Source organism: Paenisporosarcina sp. P5_A11, assembly GCF_056400705.1.
Window position 1 is genome coordinate 79,420 of the sequence record NZ_JBFUKT010000002.1, and the last position, 20,566, is coordinate 99,985.

Genomic DNA, 20,566 nt, shown 5'->3' on the forward strand with positions numbered 1-20,566 from the left:
TGACAAAGTCACATCCCCCTTCAAAAGCTCACCGGAAACCTGCGTATTTTTGTCGCTAAAAGGTTCTCAGTTTGCTTATTTTTATTATGCTCCTGTAGCTGCGTGTAATTCAGGTACTACACAGCGTCCGCGTCCAAAAGGAATACAATGAGGTGTACCGAACATTGGATCTTTGGAAACCTGACACTCCATTCCAAAAACAGAACGTACTAAATCACAAGTAACAATATCCTCAGGTTTTCCTTGTTCATGAACTTTTCCATCTTTAATAGCGATGATATTGTGTGCATAACGTGAAGCTAAATTTAAATCATGTAACACCATCACAATGGTACGATTTTTTTTCTCATTTAATTCAAATAACAAATCTAATATTTCTATTTGGTGTGTCATGTCTAAGTAAGTTGTTGGTTCATCGAGTAATATGATCTCGGTATCTTGTGCAAGTGTCATGGCAATCCAAGCGCGTTGACGTTGACCACCAGATAATGTATCAACTGCACGGTCACGTAAATCGCTAATGCAAGTTGCTGCCATAGCTGCTTCAACTTTTTCTGTATCTTCTTCTGTCCAGCGCTTTAACCATGATTGGTGTGGATAACGACCTTGTTTCACCAAATCATGAACCGTTAAACCTTCGGGTGATACAGGGGATTGTGGTAAAATACCCATTTTTTTCGCAACTTCTTTTGAAGACATACTGTGTACATCTTTTCCTTCTAATAAAACAGAGCCATTTGTTGGTTTTAATAGGCGTGCAATCGAACGAAGAAGTGTAGACTTCCCACAACCATTGCTACCTACAAAAACAGAAATTTCTCCACGGGGTATATGTAAATCCAAATTCTCAAATAATAATCGATCTGTATATCCAATTGATAGGGATTCAGTTTTAACAGCAGTAACCATGATTGTATAGCCTCCATCGAACTGATAGGTATTCTCACTGTGGTTATCATATCACATAATTGTCATCAAGTGAGAATGATTTTCATTGTTTGTTGAAAAGTCGTTTCAAACTTGTGAACAAGACAAAGGAACGAAGAATAAGTAGTTACGTTCATAAGAACGAAAGGCGAGGTATCGGACAAACCAGCTAAGAAGATAGTTATAGATATGGCTAGTTAGATTCCCGACGATACCAGTAGAATTATATGCCACTTGGTGCCATAATAGGCGTAAAAGTGGCCAAAGAAAACATCTTATTGAGTTCTTGGAAAAGCAATTTTTAATCTGTTACTAGAGACTGGGGCAATAGTTATAATGATAAAACAAAAAAACAAGCAAGATCTGTCTAAGAGACGGATCTTGCTTGTTTTTGTTTCAAGAGTTTTGTGTAAAAACTGTGTAAAAAGAGTCCAATAATAATGATAACTAGCCCGATAAACGCTACGGGTTCAGGTAAAGGAACACCTAGTAACATCATTTCGCCAGCTATTACAAATAAAATTTGTGTAGCTTGGGTTGCTTCAACTGCAGCAAGTTTCCCTTGATTCTCTCGAACACGATCTGTAGCCATGAAAAACAAGGTAGTTGCAATTACTCCTGAACTAATGCCAACTATCAAACTTTGGAAAACTTGGCTACTAGAAGGAAGGCCGACAGATAAGGCAGCATAAACTGCTAGTAAAATCCAGACCGGAAGTGATGCGATTGTCATCCCAAGGACGCGACTAATCGAATCGAGACGGCCCCCAGTTAGTTCCATCATTTTACGATTACCAAGTGGATAGGCAAATGCTGCAACCAACACTGGAAATGTTCCGAGCACAAGTGTACCTGTGGACACGTTGTTTGCATGTGGAATTTGAATTAGTACAATTCCAATCAAGATGACCATGGAAATGACAAGTGACACTAAAGGGATTTGTTGTCTAAACTTACGAATCCCATTAGAAGTATGAATCGTTATAAAAAACAGAGGGGCTAATAAAACACCAGCTATAATTGTCACTTGCCAGGTTCCCGAAATTAGCCAACCAGGACCGTAAGCAGCTGCATATGTAATAGGTGCATAGAACAAAACAAATGCAACAAAGCTCCAACCAGACCAGGGAAGAGGTCGACTCTTCATTTCAGCTAGGAGTGTTGCCATTCCTCCTCGAAGTACAACGATTAACATTAAAAAAGGTACCATGAAGAAATACCGTAATGAAGCACTCCACATCCAACTTCCTCCGGAAAGTTCCATTGACCGGTTTAAAATAAAAGTTACCGCAAAAAATAAAGATGCCAAGATTCCAAGCCCTATTTCTTTCAAGAATTCAACCCTGTTACTTGTTTTTCAAACAGTTGTATCATTTCAATCATTACTTGTGTAGCCTTTTCCATGTTATCAACCGAAATATATTCATATTTTCCGTGATAGTTTTCACCACCTGTGAAGATGTTTGGAGTAGGTAAGCCCATATAAGACAATTGAGATCCATCAGTTCCGCCACGAATCGGCAGGACTAAAGGATTAATAGATAGATTTGTCATTGCTTGATGTGCGATATCTACAATTTCTTTGACGGGCTCAATTTTTTCACCCATATTGTAATATTGGTCATTTAGTTCAACTGTAATAGCATGTGAACCATACTCTGCTTTAATTTCAGCCACTGCTTTTTCAAACAATCCTTTTTTTGCGTCGAATTTTTCCCGATCAAAGTCACGAATTATATATGACAACTGTGCTTCTTCTACATGACCGCTGAAATTCATTAAGTGTATAAATCCTTCATAGCCTTCAGTCTTTTCAGGCACTTCAGATGCCGGCATATAAGATTGGAACTTCATCGCAATAGTTAAGGCGTTGACCATTTTGTTTTTTGCAGATCCAGGGTGAACGCTAGTTCCGCGTGTGATGACTTTTGCCCCAGCAGCGTTAAAACTTTCAAATTGTAGTTCCCCAAGAGGACCTCCATCCATCGTGTAAGCATATTTTGCATCGAATTTTTCAACATCGAATTTATGAGGTCCGCGACCAATCTCTTCATCAGGAGTGAAGGCAATTCTGAGTTTGCCATGTTTGATGTCTGGATTATTTATCAGATACTCCATAGCTGTCATTATTTCAGCAATACCCGCTTTATTGTCGGCACCAAGTAATGTCGTGCCATCTGTTGTTATTAAAGTGTGACCGATATAATTGTTAAGCTCAGGAAAATCGGTAGGAGACATTACTGTTGTTTCGTTTAATGAAATGTCGCCGCCTTCGTAGCAATCGATGCGCTGAGGATTCGCATTTTTCCCAGTGTAATCCGTTGCTGTATCAACATGAGCTAAGAATCCAATTGTAGGCAATTCATGGTCTATATTTGAAGGTAATGTAGCAAATAAATAGCCATTATCATCAAGTGAAATGTCTTCCATTCCGATCGCAGCCAACTCTTTTTCAAGTTCATGGAGTAAGTCCCACTGACCTGGTGTTGAAGGGCAAGTTGAACTGTTTGCGTCAGATTGTGTATCAATTTTTGCATAACGCACGAGGCGTTCGATTAATATTTCTTGCATGACATTCCACTCCTTAATTTCATAAATCTATTATTAGTTTATCATTTTCAGAATCATCTAGGAATATTGAATGCTATTAAAAATCAGATAGGATATTTTTTAACCTAATAAGAGGCTGCTGCCAAACAGGTAAATGTAAGAAATATAGTAAATCCTCTTAGAATTCCTGTGGAGATGTCGTTTTTTTCTTTTTCATAACAGTAGACACTTTAGGTTCAGTTCCTTGCTTTATACGTAGAATGTTTTCTCTATGTTTCCAAATAGCTAAAGTGAAAAGAGCTAATGAGATGAAGTTCGGCCAAAATCCTCCCATAAACCAAAATACATAAACCAATAATGTAAGGTATAAAAAAAGAACGCCAATTGGTAAATAGTCTGTTATGAGAGTTATTAATATGAGCAAGGTCAATCCAATACAGCCCATTCTCCAATCGACAGCAAACATAATCCCAATGATTGATGCAGTTCCTTTGCCACCATCAAAATTCATCCACAAAGGATAATTATGTCCGATAACGACAGCTGCTCCTATTAATAAAAGTAGAGTAGGTGTGTAGCCATTAAAGAGACTTTGTGTATCTAAAATATAGGCCAATAATAGAACGGCGATAAATCCTTTACCAATGTCAAATAACGCAACTAAAGCCCCGAATTTCCATCCTAACACGATGGTAGCATTAGACGCCCCAGAATTCTTTACACCTTGATCTTTTACATTAACCCCTGAAATCCATTGTGCGATGTAGGACCCATGTAACCCCCCAATTAAATAGCCTGATAGGATAATCATGAGTGACAATAAAGCAAGATTCAAAATCTCAACTCCTTTTTTCTTCTCACTCTTTAAACGTTTGACTATTGGCTGAAGTTTCAAAAAAAATAATTATTTCTTGACTTTTTCTTCCTGGAAAACATATACTGTTTCTCAAGATGGAAAATTGAATCAAATACTCTTATCAAGAGCGGCAGAGGGACTAGGCCCTACGATGCCCAGCAACCGGCAAGTGATGAACTTGCAAAGGTGCTAATTCCTACAGATTTCTTCATGTGGATCTGAAAGATAAGAGGAGGTATACGCAATTGCGAGCCCCCTCTTCTTAAGCGAAGAAGGGGCTTTTTGTATTCCAAAACTCCTCTTTCGCCTCCACACTTCCATCTAAACCACAAACCAGGAGGGAAAAACAATGACTAATCTTCAACCAGAAACGCTACTTTTACACGGAGGGCAAGAGCCGGATCCGATTACTGGCTCACGTGCGGTACCAATTCATAAAACTACTTCTTTTGTTTTCAAAGATACAGAACATGCTCAAAAACTTTTTGCGCTGCAAGAAGCTGGAAATATCTATACGCGTATAGGCAATCCAACAGTCGATGTATTTGAACAGCGTGTTGCTTTGTTAGAAGGGGGTACAGCTGCAGTAGCTTTATCAAGTGGAATGGCAGCGATCGCTTTTTCTATTTTAAATATAGCAGGAGCAGGAGATGAAATCATTGCTGCTAGTAATTTATATGGTGGTACTTATAATTTGTTTGCTAAAACACTTCCAAAGTATGGAATCACTGTAAAGTTTGTCGATTCAACTAATCCGGAGAATTTCCGAGGAGCCATTTCTGAAAAAACGAAAGCCATTTTTGGGGAAATTATCGGCAATCCAAGTCTCCATGTTCTAGATATAGAAGCTGTGTCTACTATAGCCCACGCGCACGGAATTCCGTTAATTGTTGATAATACATTTGCTACTCCATATGGAAGTAATCCTATTGAATATGGTGCTGATGTAGTAGTACATTCAGCAACAAAATGGATTGGTGGACATGGTACTTCAATTGGAGGTGTGGTAGTTGATGCAGGAAAATTCGATTGGAATAGCGAGAAGTTTCCTGAGTTTACGGAACCAGATACTAGTTACCATGGATTGCGTTATGGGATTGACGTGCCTCAAGTTGCATTCGCTATTAAACTTCGAGTTCAACTACTTCGTGACTTTGGTCCATGTCTAAGCCCAGATAATGCATTTTCTTTCTTGCAAGGTCTCGAAACGTTACATTTACGTGTGCCGAGGCACAATGAAAATGCATTGGCGGTAGCTAATTTTCTAGAGAATCATCCAGCGGTGGAGTGGGTAAGTTTCAATGGATTTGAATCTCATCCATCTCATCAATTAGCTAATAAATACTTGAAGAATGGATACGGTTCAATTGTGAATTTTGGAATTAAAGGAGGACGAGATGCAGGGCGTAAAATCATCGATAACGTCAAAATCTGGTCTCATGTTGCCAATGTAGGAGATGCCAAATCGCTTATCATTCATCCGGCTTCTACGACACATCAACAGTTAAGTGGAGAAGAATTAAGAAAGTCAGGTGTCACAGAAGAATTGATTCGACTTTCAGTGGGATTAGAGTCGGTAGAAGACTTATTAGCTGATTTAAGGCAAGCGATAGATCAAGCAATCGTCGTACCGATTTAACTTGGAGGTGGAATTAGTGGCAACAGGAAGTGTAGAAATCGGAAACTTCCAAACAGAGTCTGGGAATCTACTGGAACAAGTTGAACTTTCATATGAATCTTGCGGTCCATTAGATGCACCTGTTATTTTAGTTTGTCATGCTTTGACTGGAAATCAATATGCTACTGGAACTCAGGAAAAACCAGGTTGGTGGAGTGGAATGATTGGACCTGGAAAAGTTATTGATACGAATGTATTTCAAGTAATTACATGGAATGTTTTAGGGGGATGTTCCGGTTCAACTGGTCCAGCTACAATTAATCCTACAACAGGTGAACCATATCGCTCATCCTTTCCAACCATTACAATTCGAGATATGGTCCATGCTGAAAAACAAGGATTACTAGCTTTGGGAATTGATAGACTTCATGCAGTAGTTGGAGGATCGCTTGGTGGGATGCGTGTGCTGGAGTGGGGACTACTCTACCCAAAAGATATGGATTTACTGATTCCATTAGCAGTTACCCCTTATTTAAGTGATACAGGTATTGCCTATAATTATATTGGCATTCATGCAATTGAAACAGATGCAAACTATTGCAATGGAAACTATAAGAGTTCATCAGATATAAAAGGGTTTGAAACAGCACGCATGGCGGGGTTAGTCACTTATCGTAGTGAACAATTACATAAGGACCGTTTTGCAAGAAAGACCAGAAGTGATGGTTTGTTCGAAATCGAATCCTATATGAAATACCAAGGGACAAAACTTACGGAACGTTTTGATGCGAACAGCTATCTTACCTTATTACGGGCAATGAACACTCATGATATCGGGAGGGATAGAGGCGGAATAGAAATAGCGGCGAAACAATTTGAAGCAAAAGTAATCACCATAGCATTCACACATGATTTACTATATCCACCTGAGGACATTTGCTCTTTTGCGCATCTCGTTCCTGATCATCATTTCTGCATGGTCAACACACGATTCGGTCATGATGGCTTTCTGACTGAATTTGAGACATGGGGAGATATATTAACTGTTCACTTGGGGGTAAAGTCATGGCAACGATTCAAGCAGCAATCTTAGGTTTTGGAACAGTTGGTCAAGGCATATTCCAAATTCTTAATGAAAGAAAACATCAATTAAAACAATCATTAGGATTGGATATAGAAGTAAAAGCAATTCTAATACGAGAACCAACAAAAAGTCGTATGGCAACGCCAGGCGTTATGGTAACTGACAACTTTCAAGACATTGAAGACATTCCCGATATTCAAGTTGTATTTGAGGCAATTGTAGGTGAAGAACCGGCATTTCAATATCTATGTAGGTCTATTCAAAAAGGCTGTCATGTGATTACAGCTAATAAAGTAATGTTCTCAAAGTATGGTTTAGAATTACAAGAACGAGCAAAAAGACAAGGTGTCCATGTCGGATATGAAGCAACAACAGCAGGGGGCGTACCAATAATAAAAACCTTGAAAAACCTTCTGCTTGTGAATCAGGTGCATAGAATTCAAGGGATATTAAATGGAACATCAAATTACATTTTAACTCAAATGCGAATACATGAAAGCTTGTTTCATGATGCCTTAGAAGAAGCAAAGGTACTTGGCTATGCAGAGTCAGATCCTTTTAATGACATTTCTGGTCAAGACGCATTTCGAAAGCTTATGATATTAAGTACTTTGGCATTTGGTAAACAACCGAATTGGGATGATGTAACGATTGCTGGAATTGCTGATATTACACTTGAACAAGTACAAAGTGCAACAAGAGAAGGTTTGCGTTTCAGGCATGTGGCAGAGATTATTGAAGAGCAAGACGGGTCCTTACATGCAAGCGTTGGTCTAAGATTAGTAGATCCCGAGCATCCGTTGTATGCAGTTGAGGGTGTAAACAACGCGATTGCGCTTGATACAAATTACATTGGGACTTTAACTTTAATTGGACCAGGAGCTGGTAAATTTCCCACAGCAAGTGTCATGGTGGAAGATTATGCAGAAATCATAGGAAAACACGCTCAATTTTTAGTTACCTTATAAGAAAATAGAACCGTTGCATTTGTCTCCATGTGGAGGAATGCAACGGTTTTTATGTATGAAAAAAACAAAAAAATATCGTTAATTATTATATAGAAGAAATACGTTCATAATATAAAAAATTTATTATCTTGATATCAGGATATGTGGTAATAGATGGGAAAAATAAAGAATCGATAGTCCTGTTTAATACCAAAAAAAGGGTGAAAAATGGATAATTTGATTTAACCTGGAAATAAATTCACTTTTTTGAAATGTCTATATATCAACGTTGATTGAAGTGGGTGAAAATTAATGACATAAAGTAGGTTTATTTACATAGTACAAGGGAACTAGCATATCAAGTTGTTATAGTTAGCTAACTTTGACAATTTAGAAAGGTAAATGGTAAATAGTAAGTGACCTTATACATAATTAATACAGCATTATACCTATTTCGGTATAAATCACCATTTTGAAATGAGGAATTGTTAAATGTTAGAGGCAAAAAGGAGAGCGGCTATATTTTTTATTATGGCATTTATCTTAGCAGCTGCAACTGGATACATGGTGCTGCAAAAAGTAAAGGATTTAAATTCTGATTTAGGTGCAATGACAAAGATTTATGTAGCAAAAGCGGATATTCCATCAAGGACAGTTATTCAAAAGAATCAAATCACCGTAATGGAGTTACCTAATAAGTTTGTTACTGAGTCGCATATCACCTCTTTTGGTGATCTGGAATCTCAAGTATCAGTCGTCCCTCTTTCTAAAGGTGACATGATTACACGAAATATGATTAAACCAGCTTCCAATCTACAAAATGAGAACAATAGATTAGTCACTTTGCATCGAACGGATAAAGTTCAATTCGATCAAGTAATCGAAGCACTAGACCGAGTAGATATTATTGTATCTACTGAAAATAAAGGCGAGCGTAATACATCTGTTTTCATGAAAGACGTTGTTGTCCGATTTTCTCAAGGTTCTGGTGAAAAATTTGCGGGTGTTGCAGTCGAAGTGACGGCTGAACAAGCACCGAAACTTATACATATGCAAAACTATGCTGATCACATTCGTATTTTAAAAGCTAATGTTGGTCAAAACAGTGTACCTTCCGAAGAAACAGAAGAAAAAGAGGCACGACAGGAAGAGCCTGCAAAGAAGAAAGTTGAAAAAAAACCAGCGACAACACCACCTAAAGAGAATGGTACTAAAAAAGAAACACCGAAAGAAGGACCTACTTCCGGGAGTGGACAGTAAGATGGAAAAGAGGCTGACGTGATGGAACTATCGGCAAATATCTTAATTGTTAGTGAATGGGAACAGAATACAGTGCTATTAAAAACGATTTCTGAAAGCTTCTCAAAACAAGTAACTAGTGTGAAATATTCAGATGCTATAAGAGAAATGAACCGAGAAACTCGTGACATTGTCATCGTTTCTCAATCGGAAACGGAAGCGTCTGTAGAGTTAGTCCAATCAATACGAATGGTCAATCCGGCTTGTCTCCTATTGTTTGTTGCAGTTGCTTCTGACTTTACATTGCTTCGAAATATTATACGATCAGGTGCGGATGAATTTTTCGTCTTTCCAGATGAAACTAGTTTATTCACAAGTAGATTTCCAACAATCGTCCAAAATTATGAAATCAAAAAAAATTCAATGGAAGAAGCAGCTGTAACTTATGGACGCAATCGAGGACAAATTCTGTCATTCTACAGCGGAAAAGGTGGAAGTGGACGTACATTGATTGCTTCTTCAGTTGCTCAAACTTTAAAGCTAGAGTCAACGGCTGAAGTGATTTTGATTGACTTGAACACCCAATACGGTGGGATTGAAAACGTCTTTTCCATTGAATCCAACCGATCGCTAGCTGATTTAATGCCTGTTGTTGAGGAATTAAATGAAAGCCACATTCGGAATGTATCTGAAACACAGGTGGATTCCAAATTGGAAATTCTCATCAGTCCTTGTGATGCGGAGATTGCAGAATCGATTGATGAAGAGTTTATTGCCAAATTGATTCGAACATGCAGACGTTCATTTGACTACGTTTTAATTGATCTGCCAAGTCATATGAATGGACAAGTCGTTACAGCTTTAGAAGAGTCTGACAAAGTTTTTTACATATTAGCGCCCGAAACATCAGCCCTCAAAACGTTAAAGCAGTTCGAAACACTAAGCACAAGACTTGGCATTCCATTGGCAAATCGTATGGAAATTGTACTGAATGAACTGTCCAAAGAAAACGAAGTCCAGCAAAGCGATTTGAAAAACGTGCTACGTTTTCCAGTGGCCGCTTCCATTCGCAGGGACATTAAAGGGTTGCAACCATATATCAATAAAGGGATGCCTGTCCGGAAAGTCCAGAAAGAACGTAAATTAATCCCATTTGCCAAAGATATTCGTAAGTTTGCACGAGATGTATTAAAGCAATAGGAGGTGAAGAGGGATGAGCTCACTGTTTGAAAAGAGAAAAGGGAAGCTTGTGCAGAAAAAGCCAACCTCTTACGAATATGAAAACCACCTCGTCGATGAATTAGTCGAACATTATAAGGCCCGTTTATTGCGAGACACAAACTTGGAAGCTTTAACGCAGCTGTCTTCAGGAGAAATGCGGTTGCGAATTGAGCAATATGTTTCAACTTTTATGTCCGAAGAAAAGGTCATTATTTCAAGGCATGATAAAGAACTTTTAATTACGAGAATATTAGATGAGTCAGTCGGTTTCGGTCCGCTCGAACCGCTCATAAATGATCCGGATATCACGGAAATTCTGATTAATGGGTACCAGGAAGTTTATGTTGAAAGAAAAGGAAAACTTCAAGAAGTACAAATTGCATTCCGGAACGATGAACATGTACGGCATATTGTGGACCGTATCGTCGCACCACTCGGTAGACGAATCGATGAAAGCTCACCAATGGTAGATGCCAGATTGCCCGACGGCAGCCGGGTAAATGCAGTAATTTCACCGATCAGTTTATCGGGCACACTTGTTTCCATCCGGAAATTCCGAGCAGAACCTTTTAAAGTGGAGGATTTACTGCAATTTGATTCTATGAGCAAAGATATGGCGACATTCCTGGATGGGATTGTAAGAGCCAAAATGAACACGCTCATCAGTGGAGGAACAGGCTCTGGTAAAACAACTTTGTTGAATGTAATCGCTACATCCATTCCTCATGGTGAACGTGTCATTACGATAGAAGATTCCGCAGAGCTTCGTCTAGACCGTCCAAACGTCGTTGGAATGGAAGCCAGACCGGCGAATGTTGAAGGAAAAGGGGAAGTCAGCATTCGCAACTTGGTGCGAAATGCTTTACGTATGCGGCCGGACCGCATCATTGTCGGGGAAGTTCGGAGTGGAGAAGCATTTGATATGCTCCAGGCTATGAATACGGGGCATGAAGGGTCAATCACAACTGTGCATGCGAATAATGCCGACGATGCATTGAGACGAGTTGAAGCGATGGTCATTATGGCAGGAATGGATTTACCTTCAACCATTATTCGGGAATACATTGTCGGTGCTTTAGACATCATTGTCCAAGCAACACGACTGACAGATGGAACACGGAAAATCGTATCCATTTCGGAGGTCCAGAAAAATGACGGCAAACATCGGATTGTTGAAATCTTCAAGTTTCATAGGACCGGTTTAACGAAAGATGGAGAGGTAGAAGGACATTTTACACCAACTGGTGAAATTCCGCAGTGTCTAACTCGTATACGTGTCTTTGGAATTGACATGAATGAATCTTTGTTCGAGCCAGTGAAACGGGGTGTGGTCGTATGACGGAAGCATTACTCGCGATGCTGACCATTCTTGTACTCGTCATCGGTTTTTACTTTTACCTTGGCTATCGGAAAGAAAAAAGGGAGTGGCGTAAACAAGTCCAACAGTTTTATCGGGACGGAGAACGTCGTAAAAGTGTGTTGGTGGTCATTGGAACCAAGTACGATCAGACCGATTCTGCAAAAGCACTGGAACAGAAGTTGATAGATGCAAATATTGGCTTCACACCATCAGAGTTTATCGGTGCGCTCATAGTTTCTTATATGGCATTGGTTATTGGTCTTCAAAACTTCTTTAATTTGAACATGCTTGCAAGTTTAGTCATAGCTCTATTGATTGTCGAAGGTGGGCGTCGAATGCTTTTCCTGGTTCGGAAAAATAAAAAGAAACAAATGCTGGTCGAACACCTTCCTGAAATTTGTCGCATCCTTGCCAATGCCACACGTTCTGGCATGACGCTCAATCAAGGAATTCAACTTGTTGCTCAGGAAATTGGTGAACCGGCTAAATCTGAGTTCAAGAGATTGGCACATGAGTTATCGCTAGGAATTGATTTCAGTGCTGCCATCCGTAGCATGGAGAAACGCGTGGATGACAAAGAATTTCAACTGTTCACGGCAACCATGCTCATCCAGAAGAAAGCAGGAGGTAATTTGTACGCAGTGCTGGACGAAATGAGCCAGACGCTGGATGAACGCAAGTTATTGAAACAAGAAATCAAAACGATGACTGCTGAACAACGCTATATTTCGTATATTGTTCCCGTCATTCCAATCTTTCTTGTACTTATGATGAACAATATTGTGGAAGGATTTTTAGATCCTCTATTTACCGGACTTGGACTAATTCTATTCGCTTTCTTTTTGACCGGAACAATTCTAACATTCGTGATTGTTCGTAAAATCACCAATATAAGGGTGTGATGAAATGGATGGGATTATAGCTTTATTTGTCTTGCTGTCTGTAATATTTGTTGGAATTGCACTTCGTTCATTATATGTGTACTGGCGTGAACGAAAAGCATTGAAAGAAGAAGTGGAAGAATCACTATTTATTTATGATGCCTTCCATCGGAAAGTCACCCGTAAAGAGAAGTTGGTTGCCAAGATGTTCAAATTTGCAGATGATTTCGCGGATTTGGGGCAACGTATCAATTTCTTTAGTGAAAATCAAGAAGTTAAAAAGTGGCTGATTCAGGCTGGATATCCGTATGAATTAACGGTGGAACGCTTCCAAGGATTGAAAATTTTCTTAATGATTATTGGCTTCTTTACAGGTGGGATTTCTCTAATATTACTTTTGCCATTTTCACAATTCATGATTATCCTGCTGCCGATTTTTGGCTATATGAGTGCTATTTTATGGATTCGCTCCAAAGCAAAAAAAAGGCAGGAAGAAATTTCCTATCAGTTGCCTGATTTTCTTGATACTATGAGCGTTACTTTGCAGGCTGGGGTTGCAATGGATCAAGCAATTCGTGACATTGTTCCATATTTTGAAGGACCGGTGAAAGAGGAATTCGGACGATTCATTCAGGAAATAAGCGTTGGTGTGCCACGAGCGGAAGCCTATCGGACGTTACTTGTCCGTAATGATTCAAAAGAGTTTCAAATATTGATAAAGTCCTTGATTCAAGGAGAGCGATTGGGTGTACCAATTGCAGATACTTTCAAACAACAAGCCGAAGAAATGCGAAAGTTGAAGAAAGAGATGATTAAAGAGAAGGCGGCGAAGGCTTCACCAAAAGTAACACTCGTTACGACATTTTTGGTTCTGCCATCTTCGCTCGTATTAATCGGCGGCTTGATGATGATAAATATGTTCAACCAAAACAAAGGCATTTTTGATTTATTCCAATAAAAAAACAAGTTCAAAGGAGAGAAAACAAAATGAAAAACTTATTAATGAACGCATGGATGAATATCGTAGGACCGGTGAAAAACGAAAAAGGTGCACAATCGCTTGAATGGTTGGGGCTGGCAGCATTATTGATTTTAGTATTAGGGATTATCTCGACAGCAGTAAATGGACAATCTGGGGCAATCGGAGATTTGATTGGTAAAATCGTTTCCAAGATCAGCGGTATGGTCGGCTAATTCCTTATACATGGACAAACACCTTAGAGAGGCGGTATCAGAATGAGTAAGAAACAACTCATCTTGACTGGTTTACTCATAATGGCTTTGACTGGCTGTGATGAGGAAACAAAGAGGACAGGGATTGTTCCAGGAGAAGAAATATCGAATAAAAACGATACTTCTGGTAAATCTGAGCCTTCAAATGTTTCTGAGCCCGAAAAGGATTCAGAAACTAACAATAAAATGATCGTTGAACCTTTACCTGAAAATTTGAATGAATTGTCGGCATTAACACCAGGATATACCGGCTACTTGGCTGTCATTGAGGAAAATGATCAAAAGAAAATTGATGAATTGACGAAAGACTTGCCTGACATTTCGAGCAAACCGTCAAACGAAGAACTGGACCATTACTACAATGCAATTCTCAGCGTGTTTCAACAGGATTATGAAGGTCCTGAAGATTTAATGCAGGAACTTAAATTCCAATCAATTGGGAGTCCCGATATCGATGATCCACGTATGCAGTTTAAAGAAAACTTGAACGTAATGGTCATTTTGGATGCTTCAGGAAGCATGGGCAAAGACATGAATGGTCAAACCCAGATGGAAGCGGCAAAATCAGCCATTACGAATTTTGTAAAAGGACTTCCGGAAAATGCAAACGTAGGTCTACGCATCTATGGCCAAGAAGGTAGCGGCAGCAAAGCTGATAAAGAACTTTCCTGCAAAAGTAGCGAGCTTATTTACCCAATCGGCAACTATGAAGCGAATGGGTTTGAACAAGCTTTAGCGAAAGCAATACCTGCAGGATGGACACCAATTCAATTAGCTCTGAACGAAGCCCAAAAAGATTTGGCGTCTTTCAAAGGCGATAAGAATACAAATATCGTCTATCTTGTCAGCGATGGCATTTCTACTTGTGACGACGACCCTGTCACTGCGGCAAAAACATTGTATGAATCTGATATTACACCGATTATGAATGTCATTGGCTTTAATGTTGATAGTGAGGGCCAAAAGCAATTACGTGCGGTAGCAGAGGCTACAAAAGGTAGTTATCAAGACGTTCAGGATGCACAAGGATTGCAAAATGAATTGGATCAAGCAAAAAAGGTAGCGGAAAAGTGGGGATTCTGGAAAACCTCAACAGAAGGCAATGTAGGATATGAGCGTACTAATAATGATTTAGACATTTTTGGCTATCATTCGAAAGAATTTAAAAAATGGGTGGACGAAAGACAGCAAGTTGGATTTACCTTAACTTACTTGCTTCAAGAACATGAAATGATGTCGCAGGAAAGCCACGATTATTTACAACAGAAAAATAAAGACTATCACACTTGGGTAGAACAGGAATATGACAAACTACGTGATGAATTGAAAGTATTGAATGAAATGAATTACAAAGAAGCCATGAAGCTATTAGAAGATACGTATAAACAAAACAGTACTCCATAACAAGGAGGTGCACGAGTGGAGATAGGTGGATTAAGAAGGTTTTTTGCCATAAGCATGATTTCATTTATTTTGTTTTGGTCAGCTGGACCTTCGATTATATTAGCCTCGTTCATATCGCCAGGAACACCAATAACTCCAGGTTCTCCTATAACAGGCGGAAGCCCAATTACAGGTGGACAGTTCATTGCGCCTGGTGAAGTTATTGGACCCGGCGAGGCAATTGCGCCTGGACAAGCGGTTCAAGGTGGTAATTCAACCGTATCTGGACAACCAATTATCTCGGGTCAACCAAGTTCGAATGGTTTCTTCATTACGCCAAATTTCATACCGATTCCATATAATGGCTGGCTGCAAACGGGAACTCCGATTACTGGGGGACAGGGACCTTCAAGTGGCGATGCGAACGGTGGAGGGACTGGCTCAGATGGTTCATCTACAGGCGGTGGTCAAGGTGGCACTGGTGGAACCGGACCGGGTGGAACATTGCCAGGCGGAGGCCAAGGTGGCACTGGTGGAACCGGACCGGGTGGAACATTGCCAGGCGGAGGCCAAGGTGGCACTGGTGGGACCGGACTGGGCGGAACATTGCCAGGCGGAGGCCAAGGTGGCACTGGTGGAACCGAGCCGGGCGGAACATCGACTGGCGGAGGCCAGGGTGGCACTGGTGGAACCGGACCGGGCGGAACATCGCCTAGCGGTGGTCAAGGTGAATCAGGTGGAACTTCGGGAAGTGAGTCTGGAATTGGCGACAACGTAAAAAGTGGTTTTGAATTTGCTAAAAATGCAAAAAAAGCTCTTATTACTGTACCTGGTGATTTAGGTAAAGTTCTTGATGGATCACTGTCCATTTATGCAGGTTTTAAAATTACGGATTTGAAGAATGGCCATGCCAAATCCAACCGTTGGTTAATCGAAGGAAATAGCCGAGCTGTGGATGGCAATGGTAAAATGTCAAATTGGCTCAATAAACGCTACTCGAATTATTTGAATTCCTTCGAAAACTCGAAGGCTGTTGTAAAGAGTAAATCCAGTAAAGTAGTTACCTTGAATCCAGACGGGACCAAAAAAGTAACGTATGATCCAACTTATTCCCCTCGAACGAATTCAGACTTTAAACAAACTAGGTTACAAGGATTTATTGATGAAAATATTTCAGCAAAGACAATAGCTAAAAAAACGGGTTCATATTTTAAGAAAAATTGGATTCCAATTGATAAAGGGAAGTTTAATCCTTCATTTTTCAACCTTAGTCCTAAAGGTCCCAATTTAGCCAAGGCAAATGGGATTGCCAATGTCGTGTTGAGTGTAGGGTACCGCCTTGCTGAGAATGCAGCTGACCCATCCAGAACCGGATTGGATCTTGCAGCAGGTATTAGTACAGATGTTGTCATTGGTGCAGGAACTACTGCACTTAGCGCAGGCGCTGGATGGTTGGCAGCGGCAGGTACTGCTGCAGCTGTTGGAAGTGTAGTCCCTGGTGTTGGTACGTTGGTCGGGGCTGCTGTAGGAATTGGAGTAGCTATATTCATGTCAACACCAGCCGGGAAGAGTATTTCCAAAGGTATTGAAAAAGGAATTAAAAATACGATGGAAGCAGTTGGGAATTTTGGGAGAAAAGTTTTCGCGAAGTTTGGCTGGGGCACTTAGTGCCCAGCCTTTACTATTCATAGATAGGAGAGAGACATGAATATATTGCGGATTATAGGGATTGCCCTTATTGTGATGGTAGGACTTGGATTTTTACTTGTGCCAGTCATTCCTAATTTTATTATTCACTCTATCGTCTTAAGTATCATCGTCTATTCCCTAGTAGGAATCTTAAGTCTTAAGAGTGAATTTCCTTATTATATGGGTTATATGGCTAGTTTTTGTTTAGTTACACTTAATCAGCTGTTTTATCATTTCATTCTGAATGTACCCGTACTTTTTGATCCTGTCACGATTTTCAGTAGCTATTTACCAGCATTATTAATTGTTCTGATTACTGTTTTTATTGGGAATCGATTACTATCCAAAAAGGAGGTAGTGGGTTATGAAAGAGGCGGCGTATCATTATAATCAGCAACTACTGATTATATTATTGTTCAATATTCTCATTGGATTGCCTATCTTCATTGTATTGTTTGGATATACTTTTTATCTAATGCAATTGGATTTGGGTGGTATTGAAAACCTATTGATTATTTTTGCAAATATATTGATGTTTGCAGTAATAGTGAAACCTTTCATTTTAATTTATGAACGCTCAGAAGAAGGCGAACCTTTGGCAATAAAGGAAGTCATAAAGGAATTCTTAGTTACTGTTGGTCCTGTATTTATTGTTTCTCTTGTCTCTTTAGGCTTAATTTATTTGGGCCTTGCTCTGTATGTAGTTCCCGGAATCATCATGTTACCTCTTATATTTTTCCTGCCTCTTCAATACCGTTCTCATTTTAATTTAAGTGAATGGATAAAAAAATCCATCGAGCTTTATAAAAATAGGTTTGTAGAAATGTTATTCGATATTTTATTGTGGGTTTGTGTCATTTATATCTTATGGTGGGCTTTATTGCAGTTAACCGTATGGATTGATATGACACCTTTGGTTTTCGGTTTGTTGAGAATGGTTATGTATCTATTCCTATTTCCTTATATTATCTTTTATTTAGCTGGTAAATATCCTGTGTCTATAGAAGTGGAGGGATATAGAGCATGAGCGAATACAAATTCAAGCAGTCTAATCCAGGAATACTGTTCCTGCTATCCAATCTTACGTTGGGTGCTTATGTGCCATACTGGTTCATTTCCAGAAAGAATACTTTACAATATTTGACTAGCAAACTAAATTTTTCAACTCTATACATAATGCTGGGGCTTTATATCTTTTTTTTGGCGTACTATGTGATGGGTGGCGTCTTTCTGAATGAATTGGGTCAAAATTTAATGGACAGTATCAGTTGGATTGTTACCTTTTGGGGGTTTGGTATTCTCTATTATTCAACTTTTAGAATCGTTGAGGCTGTTGAAGAAAATATGGGTGAACGGGTTTTCAATCGATTTTTTGTCCTACTCTTACATATCTGGTATATCCAATTTGTGCTTAACAAAACGCAATTAGTTAGACGAGAGGAATGAGTAATATGCCGAAGCCATCCATTTTTGTTTTTTTACTGCTTCCATTGATATCTGCACTGATCTCACTGGGGATTCCCATTTATAAGTCCGAGTATATGATATTAACAGCCATCATTTACTTGGGGTATGCATTGTTACTCTTCATCGTTAAAGCAATGTCCTCATCTAAGGGGAAAATGGATTTTCCTAAATTTGCAGGATATGCAATGTTTACTGCTTTCGCATTTTTCTTTATTATGCCTTTGATTAAAATATTTGATGGCGAAATTGGCATTCAATTGCTCTTGATCGTGATTTGGCTTGTGCTCCATATAATCTTTTTTGTCAAAGTCGAGACGTTCTACAAGATTGTCATACCGACGGCTGGTGAACAAAAATCAAAATGGACGATTGTCTACTATCTAGGTTTCCTTGTACTTGCTTTAATTTCAGGTGGAGGAAACTTCATGGTAACGCGAATTCTGACGGAAAGTTATGGACAGGAACCAATCATGAATTATTTCTCATATGTCCTATATATCATCGGTTGTTGGCTAGGTACACTTGCAGCCGTTATGAGCATTGGAATGCAAGGGAAGTTGCCGAAAGGTCGAATTGAACGAATAGTACAAAAGGGAAAGTTAGTACGTAATAAATAATAATAGATTAGATGAAGTCATATTAAGCCCAAATTTTTATATGGTAGTTGCTTGTTTCAGAGGAGATAGATGTGAGATTGAAAGAACCTCAACATTATTAAATAGAATTCCATTCTGCAATATTTGAAGATAGAGGTGATCCCATGAAGGGCTTACAAACTTTAAGGAATGAAAAAGGTGCATTAAGTATTGAATTTCTAGGAATTCTTCCTTTTTACTTCCTGTTTTTCCTGTTGCTTTGGCAAGTCGTCGCTTCCGGTTATGCGGTCATGAGTTTAAAATCGGCTGCAAATGATGGCGCTTCAGTGTATGCCATGACGGAAGATGCGGGAGAAGCTCAAACAACAGTCATGCAATCCATTGGCGGCAGTGAGCTGTTAGCCAATGCAAATGTGTCGATTAATGCACAAGGAAACGGTGCATTCACTTTGACAGTGAGCGCCCAGCATCCCCTCGTCTTTATTCCGGCTGAATGGAAGAAAGAGACCGCCATTTCATTGAAATCGAAAGCAGCGGGTAAGGTGTTTGTCCCATGAAGTATTTAAACAATGAACGGGGTAACTCCGCATTTTATATCATCTGGCTTTTGGGGATATCTGCAGTCATTTTTGTTATTGTCGTGAATATTGCCAAAGTGTATGTGGTCAAACAACATGCAGCAACTGCTACTCAACAAGCAGCTTTTGCTGGAACGGTCGTTTTATTAGAAGCGACACAAGAAGGAATCGAAAGTTTTGATAGTGATCTGACAAAGTCCGCTTCCCAAAAAGTAATAGACAAAGGGAAATCCATTCAAGATCAAATTGATGAAAAAGTAGATGAATTTGTCGCACAAGATGAAGATTTACAGCTAGCATACATTAAAGCATACAACGAGGTACTTCCTGAAAAAATAAAAAAACATCCTCAATTCAAAAAAGAAATGGAAGATACTTTTAGGGATTCCGGGCTTAGCGGGAAGTTACTTAGTGCTGTCCAATCAACCATCACAGCAAACGAAGCGAATGCCGATGACGTTGAAGTGCTGCTATCCGATTCGAAATGGCGTTTGGAAGTGACAGCGGATGCTACATATAAGACGATTACGGATGGAACCTACCTCAAGTCATTCACTTCCGATATTAAACAAAAAGGGGTGGGCCCATCACTTGAATATCTGGAAAGTGTACCTTTCTAATGAATCAGTCCTGGAATAATCCCTTTAAAAAAAGTAGATCCAAAACCATATAAGTATTTCTTCGGAATTAAAAAAAGCCAATCACTCAAGTGTGCAGAGTGATTGGCTTTAGTTTATGATTTAGAAATTTTCCTTCTTTTCACTTCATCTGTGAGTGAATTAAAAAGGGAAGGCTGCCACAATAAGCAAATTTTGCAATGCATTCAAACTGTCTATTAATGCCTGTTTTCAATGAGAGTTAAATCATGTATTTGAGTTTTTATACATTGTGGAATTTCACATTTAACGCCTTGAATCAAAGGGCAAGTATTTGATTC

The 20,566-nt window shown here is 39.3% G+C and carries 21 protein-coding genes and 1 riboswitch; of the genes, 17 read left to right on the forward strand and 4 right to left on the reverse strand.

Annotated features, from left to right (window positions below):
* Nucleotides 1-84: 84 nt before the first annotated feature.
* The 4 genes from AC1DOS_RS01325 to AC1DOS_RS01340 all read right to left on the reverse strand — a co-directional run bounded on the left by AC1DOS_RS01325 (nucleotide 85) and on the right by AC1DOS_RS01340 (nucleotide 4,312).
* Nucleotides 85-909, reverse strand: a complete 825-nt coding sequence (locus tag AC1DOS_RS01325) for an ABC transporter ATP-binding protein (protein ID WP_477536105.1) — start codon at nucleotides 907-909, stop codon at nucleotides 85-87.
* 385 nt (nucleotides 910-1,294) lie between these two features.
* Nucleotides 1,295-2,260 (reverse strand): DMT family transporter, encoded by a 966-nt coding sequence (locus tag AC1DOS_RS01330; protein WP_477536106.1) that lies wholly within the window; start codon nucleotides 2,258-2,260, stop codon nucleotides 1,295-1,297.
* Nucleotides 2,257-3,498 carry a peptidase T gene (gene pepT, locus AC1DOS_RS01335; RefSeq protein ID WP_477536107.1) on the reverse strand — a complete coding sequence of 414 codons (1,242 nt, stop codon included), beginning with the start codon at nucleotides 3,496-3,498 and terminating at the stop codon, nucleotides 2,257-2,259. The genes AC1DOS_RS01330 and pepT overlap by 4 nt, the downstream gene beginning before the upstream one ends.
* Before the next feature lie 157 nt (nucleotides 3,499-3,655).
* Nucleotides 3,656-4,312, reverse strand: coding sequence for a glycerol-3-phosphate acyltransferase (locus AC1DOS_RS01340; RefSeq protein WP_477536108.1), 657 nt, complete (start codon nucleotides 4,310-4,312; stop codon nucleotides 3,656-3,658).
* A gap of 136 nt (nucleotides 4,313-4,448) precedes the next feature.
* A riboswitch (SAM riboswitch) is annotated at nucleotides 4,449-4,565 on the forward strand.
* 117 nt (nucleotides 4,566-4,682) lie between these two features.
* Here AC1DOS_RS01340 and AC1DOS_RS01345 point away from each other — a divergent pair.
* The 17 genes from AC1DOS_RS01345 to AC1DOS_RS01425 all read left to right on the forward strand — a co-directional run bounded on the left by AC1DOS_RS01345 (nucleotide 4,683) and on the right by AC1DOS_RS01425 (nucleotide 20,249).
* On the forward strand, nucleotides 4,683-5,972 hold the full coding sequence (locus AC1DOS_RS01345; protein WP_477536109.1) for an O-acetylhomoserine aminocarboxypropyltransferase/cysteine synthase family protein: 1,290 nt from the start codon (nucleotides 4,683-4,685) through the stop codon (nucleotides 5,970-5,972).
* Nucleotides 5,973-5,988: 16 nt separating this feature from the next.
* Nucleotides 5,989-7,044, forward strand: a complete 1,056-nt coding sequence (metX, locus tag AC1DOS_RS01350) for a homoserine O-acetyltransferase MetX (RefSeq protein ID WP_477536110.1) — start codon at nucleotides 5,989-5,991, stop codon at nucleotides 7,042-7,044.
* Nucleotides 7,017-8,003, forward strand: coding sequence for a homoserine dehydrogenase (locus AC1DOS_RS01355; protein ID WP_477536111.1), 987 nt, complete (start codon nucleotides 7,017-7,019; stop codon nucleotides 8,001-8,003). Before metX ends, AC1DOS_RS01355 begins: the two co-directional genes overlap by 28 nt.
* A gap of 471 nt (nucleotides 8,004-8,474) precedes the next feature.
* Nucleotides 8,475-9,242 (forward strand): Flp pilus assembly protein CpaB, encoded by a 768-nt coding sequence (gene cpaB, locus AC1DOS_RS01360; protein ID WP_477536112.1) that lies wholly within the window; start codon nucleotides 8,475-8,477, stop codon nucleotides 9,240-9,242.
* A 21-nt stretch (nucleotides 9,243-9,263) separates the two neighbouring features.
* On the forward strand, nucleotides 9,264-10,421 hold the full coding sequence (locus AC1DOS_RS01365; protein WP_108584970.1) for a CpaE/TadZ family protein: 1,158 nt from the start codon (nucleotides 9,264-9,266) through the stop codon (nucleotides 10,419-10,421).
* Between the two features lie 13 nt (nucleotides 10,422-10,434).
* On the forward strand, nucleotides 10,435-11,781 hold the full coding sequence (locus tag AC1DOS_RS01370; protein WP_477536113.1) for a CpaF family protein: 1,347 nt from the start codon (nucleotides 10,435-10,437) through the stop codon (nucleotides 11,779-11,781).
* Nucleotides 11,778-12,704: a type II secretion system F family protein gene (locus AC1DOS_RS01375; protein ID WP_477536114.1), complete on the forward strand. Its 927-nt coding sequence runs from the start codon at nucleotides 11,778-11,780 to the stop codon at nucleotides 12,702-12,704. Before AC1DOS_RS01370 ends, AC1DOS_RS01375 begins: the two co-directional genes overlap by 4 nt.
* A 4-nt stretch (nucleotides 12,705-12,708) precedes the next feature.
* On the forward strand, nucleotides 12,709-13,641 hold the full coding sequence (locus AC1DOS_RS01380; RefSeq protein ID WP_477536115.1) for a type II secretion system F family protein: 933 nt from the start codon (nucleotides 12,709-12,711) through the stop codon (nucleotides 13,639-13,641).
* Between the two features lie 29 nt (nucleotides 13,642-13,670).
* Nucleotides 13,671-13,877 carry a hypothetical protein gene (locus tag AC1DOS_RS01385; protein WP_477536116.1) on the forward strand — a complete coding sequence of 69 codons (207 nt, stop codon included), beginning with the start codon at nucleotides 13,671-13,673 and terminating at the stop codon, nucleotides 13,875-13,877.
* Nucleotides 13,878-13,919: 42 nt separating this feature from the next.
* Complete coding sequence (locus AC1DOS_RS01390; protein ID WP_477536117.1) at nucleotides 13,920-15,320, forward strand: vWA domain-containing protein; 1,401 nt, start codon at nucleotides 13,920-13,922, stop codon at nucleotides 15,318-15,320.
* Nucleotides 15,321-15,335: 15 nt separating this feature from the next.
* Nucleotides 15,336-16,967, forward strand: a complete 1,632-nt coding sequence (locus tag AC1DOS_RS01395; protein WP_477536118.1) for a hypothetical protein — start codon at nucleotides 15,336-15,338, stop codon at nucleotides 16,965-16,967.
* 36 nt (nucleotides 16,968-17,003) lie between these two features.
* Nucleotides 17,004-17,378, forward strand: coding sequence for a hypothetical protein (locus tag AC1DOS_RS01400; RefSeq protein WP_477536119.1), 375 nt, complete (start codon nucleotides 17,004-17,006; stop codon nucleotides 17,376-17,378).
* Complete coding sequence (locus AC1DOS_RS01405; RefSeq protein ID WP_477536120.1) at nucleotides 17,353-18,015, forward strand: hypothetical protein; 663 nt, start codon at nucleotides 17,353-17,355, stop codon at nucleotides 18,013-18,015. The genes AC1DOS_RS01400 and AC1DOS_RS01405 overlap by 26 nt, the downstream gene beginning before the upstream one ends.
* Nucleotides 18,012-18,434 (forward strand): hypothetical protein, encoded by a 423-nt coding sequence (locus AC1DOS_RS01410; RefSeq protein ID WP_477536121.1) that lies wholly within the window; start codon nucleotides 18,012-18,014, stop codon nucleotides 18,432-18,434. The genes AC1DOS_RS01405 and AC1DOS_RS01410 overlap by 4 nt, the downstream gene beginning before the upstream one ends.
* A 5-nt stretch (nucleotides 18,435-18,439) precedes the next feature.
* Nucleotides 18,440-19,072 (forward strand): hypothetical protein, encoded by a 633-nt coding sequence (locus AC1DOS_RS01415; protein ID WP_477536122.1) that lies wholly within the window; start codon nucleotides 18,440-18,442, stop codon nucleotides 19,070-19,072.
* A gap of 143 nt (nucleotides 19,073-19,215) precedes the next feature.
* On the forward strand, nucleotides 19,216-19,608 hold the full coding sequence (locus tag AC1DOS_RS01420) for a pilus assembly protein (RefSeq protein WP_477536123.1): 393 nt from the start codon (nucleotides 19,216-19,218) through the stop codon (nucleotides 19,606-19,608).
* Complete coding sequence (locus AC1DOS_RS01425; RefSeq protein ID WP_477536124.1) at nucleotides 19,605-20,249, forward strand: hypothetical protein; 645 nt, start codon at nucleotides 19,605-19,607, stop codon at nucleotides 20,247-20,249. The genes AC1DOS_RS01420 and AC1DOS_RS01425 overlap by 4 nt, the downstream gene beginning before the upstream one ends.
* Nucleotides 20,250-20,566: the final 317 nt, after the last annotated feature.